The sequence below is a fragment of the Clostridioides sp. ZZV14-6387 genome, from assembly GCF_020657835.1.
Taxonomy (GTDB): Bacteria; Bacillota; Clostridia; order Peptostreptococcales; family Peptostreptococcaceae; genus Clostridioides; species Clostridioides difficile_A.
On sequence record NZ_JAGWCW010000017.1, the window covers coordinates 17,754 to 34,140 of the forward strand.

Consider the following 16,387-nt stretch of genomic DNA (forward strand, 5'->3'; position numbering starts at 1 on the left):
ATCTAAACCTCCTTATATTCTTTCATTTGTTCTAACCAGTAATTATATCCTTCCTTTGGTTTAAATAAGGTTGATATTTTACCATCAGCTCTTCCAACAGCAAAATCATTAGTACTCTTTCTATACTTAAATAAAAAGTTATCTTTACTTAAAAACCCTTCTACATCATTACTTAATTGCTCTGATAACAAATTTCTTGCAGTAGATAGATATTCTTCAGCAGTTATATTTCCATATTCATTTAAGTGTTTTTCTACATGCTTTTTAAATTTCTTTTCAGTTGGGAAATCTGCTTTTAACCAATTCTTATTACTTAGTATATCATCTTTTTTATCAGTTATGAATGTCTTTTCATACCATTCTTTATATTTCATACTAGATGGTACATAATATGTTTTTCCATCTTCTCCTTTCGCTGCTCTGTAACCTTCTTCATCTTCAAACCAAGGAGCTGTTGTTGTCCTACAACGACAATGAAATGGTGGAGCTGTTATTCCAACTTGATAATCTTTCATATCAAATACTTTTCCATCTAATTCTCTACATATATTTGATGTTTTTAAATCTAGTGTAGCAACTATCTCATATTTCTCTACATCTAAATCGTTAAAACAATCTTTTCTACTTGCTGATGCAAAGAAAGCTGATTCAGTCATTATTAGGTTCTTAGCTTGTGATTTAGATACATTAAACATCTTAGCAAAGTCATTTACTAGATTTTTTGGATTCTCACCTCTAATAATTGATTGTGTCAGTTTAGTATATAACTCATTGATTAAAGCAGGTCTATGCTTACCCCAAATTCTTTCACTAAAATTTAACCCATCACTAGTCCAAGGTTTTGAAATAATTTTATTTATTCTATTAGTATCAAGACTCATTAAGCTCCAACCAATATTTACTCCTTGTTGAATATTAAAGGCTGTATGATAATATCCACTTGTATAAATATCCCTCATCAACTTATCAATACCATCAAGTTCATTCCCATATAAAACTTCTACTTGTTGCTGTATTTGTAACTTTAAAGCTTCAAGCCTTGTTATATGAACTCTTGCACTAGCATTTTCTAACTCTTTCATCCACTTTTGATTTATAGCATTTTTTTTACCATATTTAATATATTCTTCTACACTCCATTTAAACTCTTCTAGTTCTCTTGTATTTAGTAGTTTCTTAGCTTCTAATAAAGATATTCTTTCATTTTTGGCAAATCTGTTGTACCATGCTAATATATCTTTTTCTATACTATTCATAGCTAGTTTATATTGCTTTTCTAATTCAAGATAATATTTTACACTTTTGTTATTTTGAGCTTCTTCTAATTGTTCAAATCTCTTCCTCCAATAATCTTTATGTTTCATCTATAACACCATCTTGATTATTAGGAATTAAATCATCATACTCTTTTTGAGTATCTTCCTGTTTTTTAAGTCTCTCAAGTTCGTCATTAACATCCTCGACCCAAGGATGGTTAGAAACAATAGTTTCATCTGATATAATTCCAGTTGATTTAGCTGCCATATCTATCTTTTCAGCTTCATTTATTATCATAGAGTGATTAAAAGTAATTTGAACTGTTTTATAATCATAGCTCTTACTACCACTTATCTTTAAATACTCACACACAAACCATAAAAGCTCTCTAATTGCTTTTTTAAACTTCTTTTCAGTCTTAGAACATTTTAAATCAAGTAGTGAATATAAAAATTTAAGTGCTACACCTGATTTGTCACCTGTGTTTTGAGATTCTGGATTAACTCCTTGACCAAAGATAATTATATTCTTTTCTAATCTATCAAGAAGCTCCTTTTTAGCTTCAATCGGTATGCTTATTTCTAATTTATCAACTCCACCTCCATCATCTACTTTAACCGATTTATAGTATCTTATATTATCTATAAACTCTTGTAGACTTGTACCTGGATATTCTTTTAATACATAAATAAACTCTTGTATCTCATCTAAATTATCTGCTAGTGTAGAAATATTATTGTCATATATATCTATCAATGATTTATAGAAAGTTAAATCTGATACGCATTTTTCATTATTTTTAAAAGGTATAAATGGAACTTTACCCCATCCTTGCTCTTTATTATTTACTCTAAAATGACCTTCTTGTATCTCTGTTAATTTTCCATATTCATTATACAAAAGTTCTTGGACAAAACTATTTCCTCTTTCAATAAAGTAAGTTACGTCATTTTCTGTATAGTATTCAACTCTTTTTATCTTATTTCCATCCACATCTTCAATAAAGTAAAATCTAATAAAGGCAACTAATTCATTCTGCCTCTTATTATCCCAAACAGGAATAGCTTCTTCAGCTGGTATTATTACATATTTAAACTCTCCTTTTCTATTAATATATGGATGTAACCATTCAATCCCTTTATTACTAGCATTGAGATAGAGTTCTGTTATTGTATCGTCAAATTCTTCTCCTAGTAAATCATTTAAAAGCTTAGTAAAGCTGTTATCATCTGCATTAAATACAATAGGATTTCCAACACTATAGCCCACCTTTTGGTCAACTAAAAGCTTATGGTAGTTGTTAATTGCTTTATTATTAACCTTAGTAAAATCATCAACCTTAGCTCCATCTAAGAGATAATATCTTCTCTTATTGTTTACATCAGTATTACCATAATAGTATTCTTCTCCTTGTTTGTATTTCTCTGGTCTATGCTTTAAGATGTAGTGTTCTATGACTTTTATTAGGTTAAAGGTACTCTCTTTTTTTAACTGAGCTTTTATTAAATCTGTTTCACTTATATAAATATTTAACACCTCCTTTACTTTAAGAAGCTTATTCCATTATTTTTAAGCTTATTATCTATAGAATATCTAAGAGCAGCCATTGCATCATCCATAAACTCAACTGGTTCATCAAGATATAATCCAGTTCTTTCGTCTTGTTTCCATTTCCATTGTTGTATTTCTTTTATTGTATTAGTGCAACTAGGATGTACATGTATTCTTAACTGTTTTAAATAATCTATTTGAGCTTTAACACTTCCAGGTCCTTTTTTGACTCCTTTAGCTTTATATCCTGCACTTTTCCACATTTTAATTCTGTCAGGTTCAGCACTATCACAATACATAAATAAATTCTTTTCTAACCCTTTACTATTTGCAATTCTTATTATTTCTGATGTATCCATTTCATGTACATATATTTCATTGCATATATATAGTTCACCATCCTTAAAACCAATTCTAAGTATTGCATTTGCATGATTAAAGCCAAAGTCTTGTGACAGTCTCATATTATCAAAGTATTCAAATTCTGTAGGAAATTCATGTATGACATAATTTTTAAGTATTGCTCCACCAGTTTCTCCCCATTCTCCAAGCCCATAGACTTTGTATCCTTCGGGGTCTTGCTCTTTTCTCATTTGCATTCTTCTATAGTAAGCTTCATCTATAAATCTATTTTGTAGATAAGTACTATGATGAGTAAATATATCATCATTTTTATAGTCAAAATATTTTCTTTTTATCCAATGAGTAGCTGATACTGGGTTAAATGTAAAGGTCATTTGATAATACAAGTTAGGATTAGTTAAAATACCTCTTAAACGGTCGTCTAGTATGTCTATGTCACTTTCCATAAGTTCTGTAGCTTCTTCACACCATACCCATGTTAATTTACCTTTTGAGAAGTTAATTGATTTTAATTTTTCTCTTTGTTTTGCATCATTAACCCCTCTGAAAATTATAGAATTACCAGTAACCTTACTTTTAATTTCCAAAGGATTTAAAGTAGTTTTCCAATACTTATCAGCTTGTTTACCATAAATACGATTTATAGCTCCTGTAAGCTCTGCATATGTTGAATATTTATGTGTAGCTTCTGATTTTCTAACTACTAATAAGTTAGCTCCTTGGTACTTTTTATCACCTAGCTTCAGTATATAGTCTTGTGCTACATTAACAGACTTTCCGCTACCTGCTGAACCTTTCATTGCTCTGTATCTTTTTTTAGTAAAGTTAGCTTCTCTAAAAGATGGATTAAATTGTACTCTAGTTATCATTAGAATCACCATAATCTATTACTATTTTTAATTCATCATCTTCATCATCAGTTCTATTGAGTTCTCTTACTTCACATTTTAACTTTTCAACTCTATTTTTCTGCTCTTCTGTAGCTAAATTCCAATCCTTATGAATCATTTCATCATACTGTTTAATTAAACTCCTAAGTTCACTCATAGCTCTACTCTGTGCATTAAGAAAAGATGCTTGCCTATCCCATGCAAATTGAAATTCCCATTCATACTCTTCTTCCCGTGAATTAGTAGATGTCTTTTCTGTTTTTCTATCACTAGTTTTAATCTTAGACTTTTTAACTTCCTTAATCATTTCTTCCTTATCTTTAACATACATTATCTTCTGTGCTCTTATTATTGCTGCATATTGTATTGTTATCTGTTCCCAAAGAATATCAAATTTATCTTTATTCTTTATCTCATTAATTAGCTCTTGAGTTTCTTCGGGTAGATATTTTGAGAAGAAACCAAACTTTTCAGCATTCTTATTTCCGGGAGGTCCAGTAGCATTCTTATTACCTATGGGTGCACCCCTTTTATTTTTAGGTGCACCTTTCTTTTTTTCACTAGACCAATTGTATCTTTTAATCCATGACTTTAAAGTGTTTAAACTAATGTCATACTTTGCTGATATTTCCTTTTGTTTCATACCTTTTAGGTAATCTTGTTTTACCTTTTCTTTGACATCTTGCACATCACCACCTCGTTTGTTTGTCGTTTTGGGAATAAAAAAAGAACTCTGGTTAGAGTCCTTAATCCTTTAGAATTCTCCATTAAATGCCTCAACTGCATTTTTATAAAATAACTTATATATTTCAGCAATTTTTTCTGGAGTTAAAGAAGCATTTTCCATGTATGCTATTGTAAGTTCTGTAGCTACATCTGCAATTGTTCTTTGACAAGAAACACATATTTTTCCATCAGACATAATAGTCACCTCCTTATAAAGTATAAAATTCAACTTCAAAGGTCAATATCCTTCAAAAAGTATTCGACAACTACAAAATAATTCAATATATTTACTTAAAATAAAAAGAACACTTGTTAGTGTCCTTTATCTTAATTATCTTCTATTTCTTAATTCGAAACTTTCCTTAGTAAAAACAAGTTCATCTCCAAAATCAAAACCACATTTCTTTAATAATTTACATGTAGCCTTAGAACCTTCACCCATATAACCAGCAGAAAATGATTCTGTTATTTCCATTTCATCACCTTTATTGTTTTTTAGAACTAATTTATAAGGATTACTAGTCATTTTAGCTGATGTAACTTTCCCAAAGCTTTCTAGGTATCTATATACTGCTTCCTCTGTGTGCATAGTCGCCTCACGATTATTAATTATTTTTAATCCCATATGTTTTCTCCTTTTTTGAGTTTAAAGATATATTTCTATAATTTTTAACATTATCCTTCTTATTCCTTCAATAATCGTTCGACAACTACAAAATAATTCTAAATAATGCTTTTATCTTATTACTTCCCAATCCTCTGCAAATATATCTCCAGTACTAGGAACCCACATAGAATGCGAATTATCAGCATTTTTTATCTGTAAATATGGATTGCATTTAAATAAATCCCCTTCTTTTAAATTCCATACTTCAGCTGTTTGTAGATTGCATGGAATACCTTGTGGGTACCCTTTTTGTCTAACTACAAACATTCCTTTTCCATTCCAACCTAATCTAAACGCTTTTTCTCCGTTTTTTAATAATGGTAATACTTCTTCAAATTTCATAATTTTATTCTCCTTTTTATTTTTTTGTATTAAAAAAAGACCATCCATCAAGATAGTCATTTAAATCATTTCTATTAATTCCTTAATCTTTTTATATACCTCTTTATAATTCATATCTTTGTCTATTAACTTAGGTAACTTCATAGATATAATTCTTTCAAGTGCTTGTATATCAAACAATTCGCTTTGATTTAACTCATCTCTTTTCACACCTTTTGGCATACCTAATTTCTTTCTCACAAGTTCAGTAAAATGTTTATAATACATCTGAGGTTTATTACTTCCTTGACCAGTAGCATAATATACAAACTCTTGTATTTCATCTGTAAAATCTTTTCTTACCTTTTTACCTTCTGTTCTTATATCTAGCCATTCTTGGTCTTTTTCTGTAGCAATATAATAACCATGTATTCTAATTTGTTTAAGCGTTTTTGTAACCCATTTTGTAAATAATTTTGCTTCTGCTTTATTACTTCTAAATGACATATTGTACACAGCTTCTTCTGTAACAAATACTTCTCCACGATTATTCAACTTAATTTTAAAATTTCGGTTATAGGAAACTCCGACATCTGAATCCTTAAATTTCTTTTTATATTCCCTATCTATATTTCTTAATGTATCATGAATATTTACTATGCCTAATTCCTCTCCTACATCTCCAGCATGAAACCAAACTTCTTCTCCATCTTTTGACCATATCATCTTTACATTTTTCTCTTGTAAAATTTTCAACATACTACTACCTCCTAAATTAGTTATTAATAAAGGGTGCTCAAATTGAACACCCTTATTTTCTGTTATCAGAATTACTGATATCTAAAACTTATTAAATTTTTGCATAAAAAAGACCTAGAAGTTAATCTAAGCCTTTTTAGTTGGGGATATATATTATAAGGGAGCAAGTTCTAGGAATCGAACCTAGATTAAACACCAGTCCTTGCATGGTGAGTGAGGTTACCAAGCCCCACCCAATTTTTAGACCTCTGAATTAAGATACAAAATTGTATGAGATTTTAATCTCAATTCAAATACTTAATATAGTGTATCAATAGATTTTGAACATAGTTAGAATTGAACTAACGGCATCCTCATGCCCTGCCTAGTCTGTTCGTAGTGACTAGGGCAATCCCTTAACCCTAGCCAGTTATTAAGTTTTGAGAGGGAAATCTTTCATTTCCACAATACTATTATCTCATGTCTAAAACAAAAAAACCTGCACATTTCCAGCACTCAAAAGTAGCTATAGTTTTAATTTAGTTTGTAATCTAACAATTCAAAAAGTGGTTCCTGCTCTATTAATGCTTTCTTTCCAAATAATGCTATTGATATTGAACTTATTGCTTGACCAGCTCTTATACTTAATTGTCTTTCTTCTAAATGTACTATATCAACTATTTCCTGCCACATTAAACCATCTATATATTTAAGTTCAATAATTTGTCTGTGTATAGGTTTTAAATTCCTTATAGCTAAATCTATTGTGGATTTAATTATTTCTGCTTCATATAGCTCTATTTCTTTTTCTGTTATTAAGTCTGATATATTAACAATAGCATCCTCAATCATATTACTAGTTTTGTTTGTTTTACCTGTTTTGACACTATCATAACTTATACCTTTTATTAAATCCCCAACCGAATTATCTTTCAACATTTGTATTTCATTTTTTAGTTTTATTATATTTGTACTTAATTGTTTATAATTAGAAAGTTGTTTCTTAGTTGCATTAAAAAACTCTTTTTTAGTTTTAGACATACTCACACACTCCTATCAATTATTTATGTTATAATAATATTTGTATATAAAAGTTTTATATTTTTGACAAGTAGGAGCGTGAAGTAATGCTCCTTTTTTTCTTTTTACTTACTACCAAATCCTATTCTTACAGAAGATTCTATTACTGCATTTAAAGTATTATTAGATAAACATTCACTTTTAAACTCTCTAATATAATGATTTTCTTTGTATATAGCTGATATTTTAAATAAATCTCTTATATATACTCTATATTCATTTATATAAATAAATTTTTTCATATTATTAACCTTAATATTCTCCTCAACTAACATCTTCCAGTTCAACCTCAACTCTTGGTCTATCACTATAATATTTCTTACTCACTACTTCTACTATTTGAGAATCATCTTTGTATGCGATACCATTTAAACTGTCAGCTACAGACTTAATTATATTGTCTAAGTCGGGTTTTTTGTTTGGTCTTATTAACCCTTCTACCTTGTCTATAGCATTCTTATACGCTTTAGTATTTACCTTATTTTTCTGTAGTGCTTCTCTATCTTTTTTAGTAATGTCAAAGTAACAAATAACTGTCATTTTCACATTGCCTTCAAAGAAATGTTTTACTGTAGAATTGTACATAAGTCTAATCCAATTTTCATAAAGTACAGTTTGTTCGGCTGTGTATGCTTTACCAGTTGCTGTACTCATTCTAGGACGTGCTTTTGCTTTTGGCTCTCCATCTATCGTAAAATTAACTTTCAAATTTATCTCCTTTTATCAAGTCATTGCAACCTTTTCCATCATTTTTATTCGTACCGCGAATATTTTCTCTTGTTTTGCTCGCTTTTCTCTCACATTTCTTGCAACAACAAACTGCCTTAGAGTCTTCCTTAATGTAAAATAACTTGCCACACCAACTGCATCTTCTTCGTTTCATAAACTCACTTCCTAGTCACAAAACCTATTTATAAAATTCTCTACATATCTATATTGTTGTTTGATATAAGTATCTTCTTCATTCCCACCATTAGCCATCCAGTCACATATCCTTCTATCAACATCACTTAATATGTTAAATGGAATATTGTATTTATTTAGGGCATAATTTAGTTCTTGTATATTAGTTATCTGAACTTTATTTTTCATCTTCAAATCATCCTTTATAAGTCAAAGTAAGTCTATAAACTTTTGGTTTCATTCACAAACTTACCTTGACTCATGTATTTTTTAGAACATTTCATCAAAACATTTCATCATTACTTTTATCATTTTAGATGGCGGAGGTTTATCACTAGCCCTTCTAATTGACATAATCCCTACATTCAATTTATCGTATTTTCCTTCTTCTTCATCCATCAGCCATGCAATACATTCTTCTCTTGTACCTTTAGTTTCAATCCAACATTCTCCAATTGAATTATCAATACCTATAAAAACCTGTGCTCCTTCATTTTTATATAGAAATAATCCTCTGGTGTTATCTTTTATGACATTGTCAAAAGTTACTTTATCTATAAATTTTATTTCGTCACTCATTATCAAACTCCTTAGCCCTTGTTACATCTTAATTTCTTATAGTTCTCTTCACATACTTTATCCATGTTTTCTTTATATTTGCATCCTGCACACACATTACAAGTTATAAGATTATTTCTAATTACAAATCTATAATTATCACATCTTTCATTACATTCTTCATGAATTAATCCTTTTTTCATTTTGACTCTTTTATTCATATTTAACCCTCCCTTAATTTCTCGATTATCTCAAATTCATCATCTGAAAATACCATACCAGCTTCCCCATCATAATTACTATTTTCCCAATCTTTTTTAAATCGTTCATATTCATTTATATAACATCCAGTATATTCATCTTGTTCTAAAAGATAATATGCTTCCATTATCGTCTTTTTATCTTCTTCATTAAAATTAATTAGACAATATTCATCTCCAAATGTAACTACAATTATTTCTAAACCATCAATTAAGTTATAGTATCTAAGTGCATCTTTTAATCCTTGTTCTGAATACTCAAAGTCTGCACTTTGATTTCTTACCTGTTCCAATGTTCTTTTAGTTTTAAGTTTTACTTTATAAATACTATACATAGTAAATTTCCTCCAGCCAATTTTTAAATGCTACATCACAATCTTTACTTTCACAATCTACTCTATCATTTATACAACTAGCACAAATCTCTTTCCCAAAACTCTTATACACTTCTCTTTCATCAAGATTATTTGACTTGCACATTTCTTTATTAGTCATATGCTCACCCCTTATAATCTTCAAATTTATCTACACTTCTGAAAATAATTTTATTATTAACCCATCTTTGCAATCTTCTAATTGTTTTACTTGCATTTGATTTATTGTATATCATCACATAAGGGTCATATCCTAGCTCTTTCAATTTATAAATTCTATACAAGTTTTCTTCCATTGTCGTGTCATAGTTGGTTAAGACATATACTTTCAACTTTTGATAGCCTAAATTCATTTCTTTTTTAAATTCTTCAAGTTTTGGAATTATTTTGTCTGTTTCGCTCATAAAATCCCAAGCGAAGTGAATAGTTTTTATTTTAATTTGTTTCAACAATTCTATATTTTCTTTAGTCAAAAGCCTTGCATCAAGCCCCTGTGTAAAATCTACATACGATTTAGTTTTTATTAGTTGTCCAAGTAATTCTAAATGTTCTTTTGATGCAAGCAGGTTAGGGTCTAATAACTTAATTTCTTTTTGACCTTTCCAAAATTCTTCTATATCCGCAACCTTCTTAGATTTAATACCTTCTTTTTCAGAAACTATACAAAATGAACAGGAACGTGGACAACCCCTAGTTAAAAAACCATACGCCACATTTTTAATATTATACAAATCATAATCAGGATATTGATGTTCTATTTCATAACTTAACACATTCCCTCCATTCGGATAAAAGTACCCTGTTCCTCCTTTTTCAATTTCATTAGCGTTTATATTCCATTGGTAGTCTTTAGAGTCTGTAAATACTTTACTCATATAAACTTTATCCATATAGCTTGATAGTAAAGGCTCATACCACTCAACACTATCTCCTTGTTGTTTATGCCATGCTGAGATTTTCATCAATGGCAAATTAGGAAAGTTATGACTATCAACATCAATTAATCCTATTCTCATATGAGCACCTACTTTTCTTCATAAAATGTTACATTCTTAATAATTATATCTATAGACCCATTTTGATTTTGTCTTACTGTATATTTCATTGGGTCCTCAAAATCAGTTAAATTTCCTTTTATATCAAACCCATTATCTGTTTTTATACTTCTTTTTTTAAGCTTTTTCTCAACCCATTTCTTATCTATACTAAAGCCTTCGTCAAGGCCTTTTTCCTCCATATGTTCTTTGAAGCTATTTTTTAATCCATCATCTTTAATTGATTTATCAGCAAAATCTTTTATATCAATTTCATGTTTTTCTTTCAAAGTATAATTTAATATACTTCTTATATCCTCTGCTTGTTTTATATCATTACTAAGAGCATTAGTTATCCAATTCTCAGCTATATTTTTGAACTTCTTAGTTTTATATTTATCATCTTTAACTTTAGTAGCATTTAGAAACTCTGTAACAAACTTAGAATTACCTTCTTCCTTCTCTGCATCCTTGTCTAAAACTCTTAAATGGTATTCATCATTCATTCCACTCAATCCAACCAAAGCAGCAATTTTGACTGTCTTAGTTTCTTGTATATTAATTTCATTTTTAGACATCTGTATATTAAATTTATCATCTTTAAACTCTATTGAATGAGTATACGAATTATTGTAATCAAGCTTTAATATAGCAACTTTCTTTTCATCTTTTTGAGAGTATAAGCAAATTGCCAAATCACAAGATTCTAATGTAGCATTAAGCTTCATAACATCAAATAAATAAGCTGCAATCTCTTTAGAGTTATTTAAAAATGAACTTTCATCATAAATAATTTGTTCACAACACTTCTTAATTAGATTGTTACTATAGTCATTAAATATAGCTGTTCTGATGTCATTATCTCTTGATACTTTGCTTATCTTCTTTTGAAAGAAAGCTTCAATATCTTGACTGACTCTACCCTCAAAGTCATTTAGTATTGGTGTATCGCTATTCTTATCTAAAACATGTATTATAAATTTGTGTATTATCATAATTTCACCCCTTATAAATTTTTAAAGCGTTCTATAATCTTCTCGCTTATAGTATTTTTTATAACTTCATCTACCTTATCTATAGTTATTAGTACTATATTTTCATCTTTAGCCAATGCCTTTGCTTTCTTTCTTAAAGCTTCTTTACTTCCATATGTATAATGTATTTTTCTATTTTCTAACGATAATCCTATTTGCCATCTTAATATATATTCATACATTTATCCCACCCCTTATTTTCATTTTTGAGAGTCACAAAACACTTCAACAATAATTTATACTAAAAGACATTTTGCAACTCTCTAAACTGTTTTAATTAGATATTTTCACTTATATTTCTTATAACATTTCCTCGAGTTTATTTTTTAATAAATCATATTTTTCTTTAGTTTCTAAATCTAATATTCTAACTCTTCCTTGCTCTGCTATAATGGCTATATTTGAACTTTCACATATCATCTGTATATAATTTACAGAAGCATTTATCATTTCTAATCTATCATCCATTCTTATACACCTCTTTTATTATCACAATTTTCACACTCTTTTAGATTCAATCTATACTCATAAACCCTACCAACTACAATGCCTATTCCTAACAACATTAACCCTCCTAAGATATTCATTTTTCAATATCCTCTCCATCTATATAATACTTTCTTCTTCTCTTCAAAATGTTTTTGTAACATTTTTTATCACATGTATCAATTTCTTTTGAACAATACTCACACAGCTCATTAGATTGTATAAATTCTCTAATACTTTCACATTCTTCACAGTTTTCAGTTCTCAAATGGTTCTCATAAACTCTACCAGCTATAAAACTTCCTATTAATAGCAAAATAATCGTTGAAATATGCATTATATCTCATCCTTTCTATCATCAATTAATATATTAAAACCACAAGAACATTCCCTATAGTATGTGTGTTCTTCAACTATTAATTTGCCTTCGTTATTTCCAATCTTGTCATTACCACAACGAGGACAATAACAATACTTTTCTCCAAGTTTTATAATGTCTTTTAATTTCATTTCTCAATATCTCCTTGAACTTTCTTATTTTTTCTTCTACAAGCTAACATTTGTGATACAAATTCATCAAACAATTTCTCCATCTCTTCTTCTTCTGAATTTACACAAAATTCGAAACTCTCTTTATCTTTAGTTAACTGCATTTGTATTTTCATTTTCAATTTTCTCCTTATACTCTAAAAAATTTTATAATTTAAGTTCTAACGGATTCTTAAAATCTAATCTATAGTCATAAAGTGAAAAACCATCTTTATCTTTTGATAATGGATTAAAATCTTCATCTAAGAAGCATGAATTAGTAAAACCATCCCCAATCATATATCCACTTTCAACCTTTGAATTTTCTTCTCTTTTAAACTGTATTCTTGCTAAATACAACATAATCAAGCCTCCTTAATTAAAATTATTTTCCTAATTTAATCTTCAATATCCCCTCATATTCATTCCTACTCAATATTTTTATAGCTATATCAATAGCTTTATTAACAGAACACTTTTTCTTATTTAATATCTTTTCAGCTAACTTAATTACTTGCTCCACATTTGCTAGTACCATCTGTCACCTCTTAAATATATTCAGCTTTCCAACCTTCTCTAGTTACTCTATTTTCTCTAGCTAAACAACTAGCATAATCTCCACTAATCTTTAAGTATTTACTTGCAGCCTTTGCATTTTTGAATATCATAATTTCTCCAGTTTCTATATTAAAAACTTTTATAGGTTTACTTTTTGTATCATTAGTTGGTTTTTTTCTTATTTTTTTGAATTGCGATTCATTAATTTTCAGCTTTATTTTCTTACTTTCATTTGATTCTCTTATTTTTCTTAAATTAAGCTCAAATAGGTCTTCCAAATCTATAACTTTACTTAAATACTCTCCTGCATCCATCCAAACTTTAGCCATATCCTTAGCCCCCTTTATTCAACTGGCATTTCAAACACTTTCTCTTTGTAATACTTAACTCTATCCCTATTTATAACATCAAGCTTAGTTCCTGCGATGATAGCATCCTGTATCTCATTTAATACTTCAAGAGCTCTTTCTTCTGATTTATATATTCCTATTTCTTGAAATTTTTCTTTGTCTCTAAACCTTACATAGACATATTCTCTATCAACACTTACCCATTCAGTTTTTACTAGTTCTAATCTATCTTGACTTCTAATTATTATCATTTCAATCCCTCCAATTTTTAACTTCTAGGAAGTTAATAGTTATATTAACCCCCTACTCCAAACTTCTCTTTTTGACTCTTTTTAATAATCTCGTCTAGTTCATCAGTAGTATACTGAGTGAATGTTTCATCAAAGTTATGAAACTTGGTCTTATTAACTTGCTCGATATCCTTCTCTATAAAATTTCTATTGTCTCTATAAATTTTCTCTAGGAAACTGAATGCTTCACCCTTTTTCTCTATGAATATGTCTACTGCTTTTAATAGTCTATTTTCATCCCAAGCAGATACTTTTTTTTGCATATTATTACTTAACTTTAAATGTGTTTTTTCTTCGATAATTTCTTTATTTTTATTCACTACAGCACTCGACTGCGTAGTATAGTTACAGGGTATAGTAGAAGGATATAGTAGATTAGTTTTTCGTTCCGGATTTATATCCGTTTGGGTCGGATTTATATCCGAAGGGTACGGATTTATTTCCGAGCAGTCGGATTTATTTCCGGCCTGTTGATAACTATCACTAATCAATTCTATGTATCTATATCCTAATTTGTAATAACTCCATGTACCACCTTGTTTTAAGGTAGCATGTTCTAATATCCCTATTTTATCTAGTTTCTTGAGTACTCTATAAATAGTGTCGTGTTTCTCTGTATAAAGAATTGGTAGTTCTTTAATGACTCCTGAATAATCAACCCAATAGTATTCAATTCCATTAACAAGTTTCCTTGCCATCCTACCACTACCTAGAAAATCTACAAACCATCTTAATATAAGTAAATCTTTTGTATTTAATCCTAGCTCTACTGCCTTTTTCTGACTGAATCCTAATATTGTATATTTCAAGGTTTCACCTACTTAATCAACTTCTATCCTCTATAAATAAATTTCTATTCCTTTTTCAGCTACCATTACTGGTATTCCTACATTCTTTTCTATCTCTTTTATAAATAAATTCTTATCACTATTATCTTCACTTAGATGAAGCAATGTAATTGTTTTTATATCACTTAAATCATTAGCTCTTAAAAAATTAATTACATTACTCAATTCAAAATGACTTTTAACAATTCTATTTCTAAGATAAATCTTATTTTTATTACTATCTAATAAATCTTTACTATAGTTACATTCAATCATGATGTGATTTAGATTATTAAAGTTGTATTCACAATAGTAAGTATCAGTTATAAATAATAAATTTCCAATTTCTTTATGATTTATTAAAAATCCAAGTGGCTCTACTGCATCATGTTTAGTTGAGAAAGGCATTATCTTAAAGTTACCTATCTTGAATAATTTCTCACTTCCTATAATCTTAGTTCTATGATTTTCTATTTTTAAAGCTTCCAATGTACCCTTGCTAGAATATACATCTATTCCATTATTTGTAAGCTCTGTGATAGCCTTAGAATGGTCTTTATGTTCATGTGTGACCAAACACCCAATAACACTTTCTAAATTGAAATCTAAGCCTTTTAATATCTTTTTGTAGTTAATCCCACATTCAAGTATCAAAGTTTCTTTTTCTAGTTGGAGCAAGTAACAATTGCCCTTGCTACCGCTCCCTAATACTTTAATTTTCATTAAAATGGTGGTGCTTCAAATTCCTGTTGCTTTACTTCTTCGGGCTTAGATTCTTTAATTTCAATAGCTTTTTCCTTTTCTTCTATTGTCATATCTATAGTCTTTTTATTAGCATTTTCTTCTATTTCTTCTTCTACTTGTCTATCTACGTATTCAACTGAGTCATCATCTTTTATGACTGCTTGGTCAGTTTCTAAAGCTTTCTGCATTTCTATACTTAATATTCCGTATTTAGAAAGTAATCTTTTAAGTACTGTTTTAACTGCCATAGCGTCAAAATCCGTTGTCCAAAGACTTGATTTTACAACATAATCCTTATTACTTTTGTATGTTTGACTATATCTTTTAGCATACTTCTCCATGTCCTCTTTACTCATGTATAGAGTTTTTTCAAATCCATTTAACAGTTTAAAATATGCTATATATCCAACAACTATCTCATTGTCTATCTCGTCTTTATTTTCATTAAATTCTATTTCTCCAGTCAATCTGTTAACGCTTTTAATCTCATTCTCATAGATTTCTATTGCATTGATTGTTTTATACTGTCCAGTCCTCATAGCTAGTTGTATAAACCCTTTATATCCAATTTGAAATTGCGCTTCTTTAACTCCTTTATTTGTAAAAGGTACTAAGTAAGAAAAACCTAGGTTCGGGTCTATTGGTAGGTCTAATGTTGCCGCAACCATAGCGGATTTTAAAATTGAATTAGGTTCTGCATCCTTTAAAGATGCTAAATTCGATACATTTACAACCGAAGCCATAAAGGTCTGTGCTTTTTTACCTAGCACATCTTTAAAACGTTTCTGATAATTCTCCCTTGAAAGTAAATTTTTAACTGTACTTTGAACTTGTATTTCATTTGTCAT

Annotated in this window: 31 protein-coding genes; all 31 read right to left on the reverse strand. The window is 29.0% G+C overall.

Annotation, left to right across the window (positions count from 1 at the left end):
• Positions 1–2 precede the first annotated feature (2 nt).
• Complete coding sequence (locus KGF38_RS11860) at positions 3–1,364, reverse strand: minor capsid protein (RefSeq protein ID WP_074178007.1); 1,362 nt, start codon at positions 1,362–1,364, stop codon at positions 3–5.
• Positions 1,354–2,793 carry a phage portal protein gene (locus tag KGF38_RS11865; RefSeq protein ID WP_074178006.1) on the reverse strand — a complete coding sequence of 480 codons (1,440 nt, stop codon included), beginning with the start codon at positions 2,791–2,793 and terminating at the stop codon, positions 1,354–1,356. The genes KGF38_RS11860 and KGF38_RS11865 overlap by 11 nt, the downstream gene beginning before the upstream one ends.
• Before the next feature lie 5 nt (positions 2,794–2,798).
• Positions 2,799–4,052, reverse strand: coding sequence for a PBSX family phage terminase large subunit (locus KGF38_RS11870; RefSeq protein WP_176702433.1), 1,254 nt, complete (start codon positions 4,050–4,052; stop codon positions 2,799–2,801).
• On the reverse strand, positions 4,030–4,749 hold the full coding sequence (gene terS, locus KGF38_RS11875; protein ID WP_074178004.1) for a phage terminase small subunit: 720 nt from the start codon (positions 4,747–4,749) through the stop codon (positions 4,030–4,032). Before terS ends, KGF38_RS11870 begins: the two co-directional genes overlap by 23 nt.
• Positions 4,750–4,815: 66 nt before the next feature.
• The gene (locus tag KGF38_RS11880; RefSeq protein WP_176702432.1) at positions 4,816–4,983 is read right to left on the reverse strand and encodes a hypothetical protein; all 168 of its coding nucleotides are present in this window, start codon (positions 4,981–4,983) and stop codon (positions 4,816–4,818) included.
• A 135-nt stretch (positions 4,984–5,118) separates the two neighbouring features.
• Complete coding sequence (locus KGF38_RS11885; protein ID WP_074178003.1) at positions 5,119–5,412, reverse strand: hypothetical protein; 294 nt, start codon at positions 5,410–5,412, stop codon at positions 5,119–5,121.
• A gap of 111 nt (positions 5,413–5,523) precedes the next feature.
• The gene (locus KGF38_RS11890) at positions 5,524–5,796 is read right to left on the reverse strand and encodes a DUF2829 domain-containing protein (protein WP_074178002.1); all 273 of its coding nucleotides are present in this window, start codon (positions 5,794–5,796) and stop codon (positions 5,524–5,526) included.
• A 60-nt stretch (positions 5,797–5,856) separates the two neighbouring features.
• Positions 5,857–6,534 carry a Bro-N domain-containing protein gene (locus tag KGF38_RS11895; protein WP_074178001.1) on the reverse strand — a complete coding sequence of 226 codons (678 nt, stop codon included), beginning with the start codon at positions 6,532–6,534 and terminating at the stop codon, positions 5,857–5,859.
• 513 nt (positions 6,535–7,047) lie between these two features.
• Positions 7,048–7,554, reverse strand: a complete 507-nt coding sequence (locus tag KGF38_RS11900; RefSeq protein ID WP_074178000.1) for a hypothetical protein — start codon at positions 7,552–7,554, stop codon at positions 7,048–7,050.
• A 104-nt stretch (positions 7,555–7,658) separates the two neighbouring features.
• Positions 7,659–7,835 carry a hypothetical protein gene (locus KGF38_RS11905; protein ID WP_227832413.1) on the reverse strand — a complete coding sequence of 59 codons (177 nt, stop codon included), beginning with the start codon at positions 7,833–7,835 and terminating at the stop codon, positions 7,659–7,661.
• A 22-nt stretch (positions 7,836–7,857) separates the two neighbouring features.
• The gene (locus KGF38_RS11910) at positions 7,858–8,301 is read right to left on the reverse strand and encodes a RusA family crossover junction endodeoxyribonuclease (protein ID WP_227832415.1); all 444 of its coding nucleotides are present in this window, start codon (positions 8,299–8,301) and stop codon (positions 7,858–7,860) included.
• Entirely contained in the window at positions 8,291–8,476 is a 186-nt protein-coding gene (locus KGF38_RS11915; protein WP_074179353.1) for a hypothetical protein, read from the reverse strand. The genes KGF38_RS11910 and KGF38_RS11915 overlap by 11 nt, the downstream gene beginning before the upstream one ends.
• Before the next feature lie 11 nt (positions 8,477–8,487).
• Positions 8,488–8,685: a DUF6877 family protein gene (locus KGF38_RS11920; protein ID WP_074179352.1), complete on the reverse strand. Its 198-nt coding sequence runs from the start codon at positions 8,683–8,685 to the stop codon at positions 8,488–8,490.
• An 81-nt stretch (positions 8,686–8,766) separates the two neighbouring features.
• Positions 8,767–9,075, reverse strand: coding sequence for a hypothetical protein (locus KGF38_RS11925; protein WP_074179351.1), 309 nt, complete (start codon positions 9,073–9,075; stop codon positions 8,767–8,769).
• Positions 9,076–9,086: 11 nt separating this feature from the next.
• Complete coding sequence (locus tag KGF38_RS11930; protein ID WP_074179350.1) at positions 9,087–9,275, reverse strand: hypothetical protein; 189 nt, start codon at positions 9,273–9,275, stop codon at positions 9,087–9,089.
• 2 nt (positions 9,276–9,277) lie between these two features.
• Entirely contained in the window at positions 9,278–9,649 is a 372-nt protein-coding gene (locus KGF38_RS11935) for a hypothetical protein (RefSeq protein ID WP_074179349.1), read from the reverse strand.
• Positions 9,642–9,809 (reverse strand): hypothetical protein, encoded by a 168-nt coding sequence (locus KGF38_RS11940; protein ID WP_074179348.1) that lies wholly within the window; start codon positions 9,807–9,809, stop codon positions 9,642–9,644. The genes KGF38_RS11935 and KGF38_RS11940 overlap by 8 nt, the downstream gene beginning before the upstream one ends.
• A gap of 4 nt (positions 9,810–9,813) precedes the next feature.
• Positions 9,814–10,704, reverse strand: coding sequence for a radical SAM protein (locus tag KGF38_RS11945; protein WP_227832416.1), 891 nt, complete (start codon positions 10,702–10,704; stop codon positions 9,814–9,816).
• Between the two features lie 8 nt (positions 10,705–10,712).
• Positions 10,713–11,717 carry a nucleoid-associated protein gene (locus tag KGF38_RS11950; RefSeq protein WP_227832418.1) on the reverse strand — a complete coding sequence of 335 codons (1,005 nt, stop codon included), beginning with the start codon at positions 11,715–11,717 and terminating at the stop codon, positions 10,713–10,715.
• Between the two features lie 11 nt (positions 11,718–11,728).
• The gene (locus tag KGF38_RS11955; protein WP_011861010.1) at positions 11,729–11,938 is read right to left on the reverse strand and encodes a hypothetical protein; all 210 of its coding nucleotides are present in this window, start codon (positions 11,936–11,938) and stop codon (positions 11,729–11,731) included.
• Positions 11,939–12,056: 118 nt separating this feature from the next.
• Complete coding sequence (locus tag KGF38_RS11960; protein WP_167813395.1) at positions 12,057–12,224, reverse strand: hypothetical protein; 168 nt, start codon at positions 12,222–12,224, stop codon at positions 12,057–12,059.
• A gap of 115 nt (positions 12,225–12,339) precedes the next feature.
• Positions 12,340–12,579: a hypothetical protein gene (locus KGF38_RS11965; RefSeq protein WP_021401483.1), complete on the reverse strand. Its 240-nt coding sequence runs from the start codon at positions 12,577–12,579 to the stop codon at positions 12,340–12,342.
• Positions 12,579–12,752: a DUF3797 domain-containing protein gene (locus tag KGF38_RS11970; RefSeq protein ID WP_021401503.1), complete on the reverse strand. Its 174-nt coding sequence runs from the start codon at positions 12,750–12,752 to the stop codon at positions 12,579–12,581. The genes KGF38_RS11965 and KGF38_RS11970 overlap by 1 nt, the downstream gene beginning before the upstream one ends.
• Entirely contained in the window at positions 12,749–12,907 is a 159-nt protein-coding gene (locus KGF38_RS11975) for a hypothetical protein (RefSeq protein ID WP_021401454.1), read from the reverse strand. The genes KGF38_RS11970 and KGF38_RS11975 overlap by 4 nt, the downstream gene beginning before the upstream one ends.
• A 31-nt stretch (positions 12,908–12,938) precedes the next feature.
• Positions 12,939–13,133 (reverse strand): hypothetical protein, encoded by a 195-nt coding sequence (locus KGF38_RS11980; RefSeq protein WP_021360304.1) that lies wholly within the window; start codon positions 13,131–13,133, stop codon positions 12,939–12,941.
• A gap of 22 nt (positions 13,134–13,155) precedes the next feature.
• Positions 13,156–13,308 (reverse strand): hypothetical protein, encoded by a 153-nt coding sequence (locus KGF38_RS11985; protein ID WP_021401441.1) that lies wholly within the window; start codon positions 13,306–13,308, stop codon positions 13,156–13,158.
• 10 nt (positions 13,309–13,318) lie between these two features.
• Positions 13,319–13,657, reverse strand: a complete 339-nt coding sequence (locus KGF38_RS11990) for an NUMOD1 domain-containing DNA-binding protein (RefSeq protein ID WP_074179953.1) — start codon at positions 13,655–13,657, stop codon at positions 13,319–13,321.
• 14 nt (positions 13,658–13,671) lie between these two features.
• Positions 13,672–13,929, reverse strand: a complete 258-nt coding sequence (locus KGF38_RS11995; RefSeq protein ID WP_074179952.1) for a hypothetical protein — start codon at positions 13,927–13,929, stop codon at positions 13,672–13,674.
• Between the two features lie 44 nt (positions 13,930–13,973).
• On the reverse strand, positions 13,974–14,777 hold the full coding sequence (locus tag KGF38_RS12000) for a hypothetical protein (protein ID WP_074179951.1): 804 nt from the start codon (positions 14,775–14,777) through the stop codon (positions 13,974–13,976).
• A 30-nt stretch (positions 14,778–14,807) separates the two neighbouring features.
• On the reverse strand, positions 14,808–15,518 hold the full coding sequence (locus KGF38_RS12005) for an MBL fold metallo-hydrolase (protein WP_074179950.1): 711 nt from the start codon (positions 15,516–15,518) through the stop codon (positions 14,808–14,810).
• The gene (locus KGF38_RS12010) at positions 15,518–16,387 is read right to left on the reverse strand and encodes a recombinase RecT (protein WP_074179949.1); all 870 of its coding nucleotides are present in this window, start codon (positions 16,385–16,387) and stop codon (positions 15,518–15,520) included. Before KGF38_RS12010 ends, KGF38_RS12005 begins: the two co-directional genes overlap by 1 nt.

Coding starts and splice junctions, on each gene's coding strand:
- KGF38_RS11965 (WP_021401483.1), bottom strand. CDS start 12,579: ATGCATATTTCAACGATTATTTTGCTATTAATAGGAAGTTTTATAGCT.
- KGF38_RS11990 (WP_074179953.1), bottom strand. CDS start 13,657: ATGGCTAAAGTTTGGATGGATGCAGGAGAGTATTTAAGTAAAGTTATA.
- KGF38_RS11895 (WP_074178001.1), bottom strand. CDS start 6,534: ATGTTGAAAATTTTACAAGAGAAAAATGTAAAGATGATATGGTCAAAA.
- KGF38_RS11995 (WP_074179952.1), bottom strand. CDS start 13,929: ATGATAATAATTAGAAGTCAAGATAGATTAGAACTAGTAAAAACTGAA.
- KGF38_RS11935 (WP_074179349.1), bottom strand. CDS start 9,649: ATGTATAGTATTTATAAAGTAAAACTTAAAACTAAAAGAACATTGGAA.
- KGF38_RS11955 (WP_011861010.1), bottom strand. CDS start 11,938: ATGTATGAATATATATTAAGATGGCAAATAGGATTATCGTTAGAAAAT.
- KGF38_RS11930 (WP_074179350.1), bottom strand. CDS start 9,275: ATGAATAAAAGAGTCAAAATGAAAAAAGGATTAATTCATGAAGAATGT.
- KGF38_RS11985 (WP_021401441.1), bottom strand. CDS start 13,308: ATGGTACTAGCAAATGTGGAGCAAGTAATTAAGTTAGCTGAAAAGATA.
- KGF38_RS11920 (WP_074179352.1), bottom strand. CDS start 8,685: ATGAAAAATAAAGTTCAGATAACTAATATACAAGAACTAAATTATGCC.
- KGF38_RS12010 (WP_074179949.1), bottom strand. CDS start 16,387: ATGACAAATGAAATACAAGTTCAAAGTACAGTTAAAAATTTACTTTCA.
- KGF38_RS11960 (WP_167813395.1), bottom strand. CDS start 12,224: ATGGATGATAGATTAGAAATGATAAATGCTTCTGTAAATTATATACAG.
- KGF38_RS11950 (WP_227832418.1), bottom strand. CDS start 11,717: ATGATAATACACAAATTTATAATACATGTTTTAGATAAGAATAGCGAT.
- KGF38_RS11970 (WP_021401503.1), bottom strand. CDS start 12,752: ATGAAATTAAAAGACATTATAAAACTTGGAGAAAAGTATTGTTATTGT.
- KGF38_RS11975 (WP_021401454.1), bottom strand. CDS start 12,907: ATGAAAATACAAATGCAGTTAACTAAAGATAAAGAGAGTTTCGAATTT.
- KGF38_RS11890 (WP_074178002.1), bottom strand. CDS start 5,796: ATGAAATTTGAAGAAGTATTACCATTATTAAAAAACGGAGAAAAAGCG.
- KGF38_RS11980 (WP_021360304.1), bottom strand. CDS start 13,133: ATGTTGTATTTAGCAAGAATACAGTTTAAAAGAGAAGAAAATTCAAAG.
- KGF38_RS11905 (WP_227832413.1), bottom strand. CDS start 7,835: ATGAAAAAATTTATTTATATAAATGAATATAGAGTATATATAAGAGAT.
- KGF38_RS11880 (WP_176702432.1), bottom strand. CDS start 4,983: ATGTCTGATGGAAAAATATGTGTTTCTTGTCAAAGAACAATTGCAGAT.
- KGF38_RS11900 (WP_074178000.1), bottom strand. CDS start 7,554: ATGTCTAAAACTAAAAAAGAGTTTTTTAATGCAACTAAGAAACAACTT.
- KGF38_RS11925 (WP_074179351.1), bottom strand. CDS start 9,075: ATGAGTGACGAAATAAAATTTATAGATAAAGTAACTTTTGACAATGTC.
- KGF38_RS11945 (WP_227832416.1), bottom strand. CDS start 10,704: ATGAGAATAGGATTAATTGATGTTGATAGTCATAACTTTCCTAATTTG.
- KGF38_RS11915 (WP_074179353.1), bottom strand. CDS start 8,476: ATGAAACGAAGAAGATGCAGTTGGTGTGGCAAGTTATTTTACATTAAG.
- KGF38_RS11860 (WP_074178007.1), bottom strand. CDS start 1,364: ATGAAACATAAAGATTATTGGAGGAAGAGATTTGAACAATTAGAAGAA.
- KGF38_RS11870 (WP_176702433.1), bottom strand. CDS start 4,052: ATGGTGATTCTAATGATAACTAGAGTACAATTTAATCCATCTTTTAGA.
- KGF38_RS11940 (WP_074179348.1), bottom strand. CDS start 9,809: ATGACTAATAAAGAAATGTGCAAGTCAAATAATCTTGATGAAAGAGAA.
- KGF38_RS11885 (WP_074178003.1), bottom strand. CDS start 5,412: ATGGGATTAAAAATAATTAATAATCGTGAGGCGACTATGCACACAGAG.
- KGF38_RS12005 (WP_074179950.1), bottom strand. CDS start 15,518: ATGAAAATTAAAGTATTAGGGAGCGGTAGCAAGGGCAATTGTTACTTG.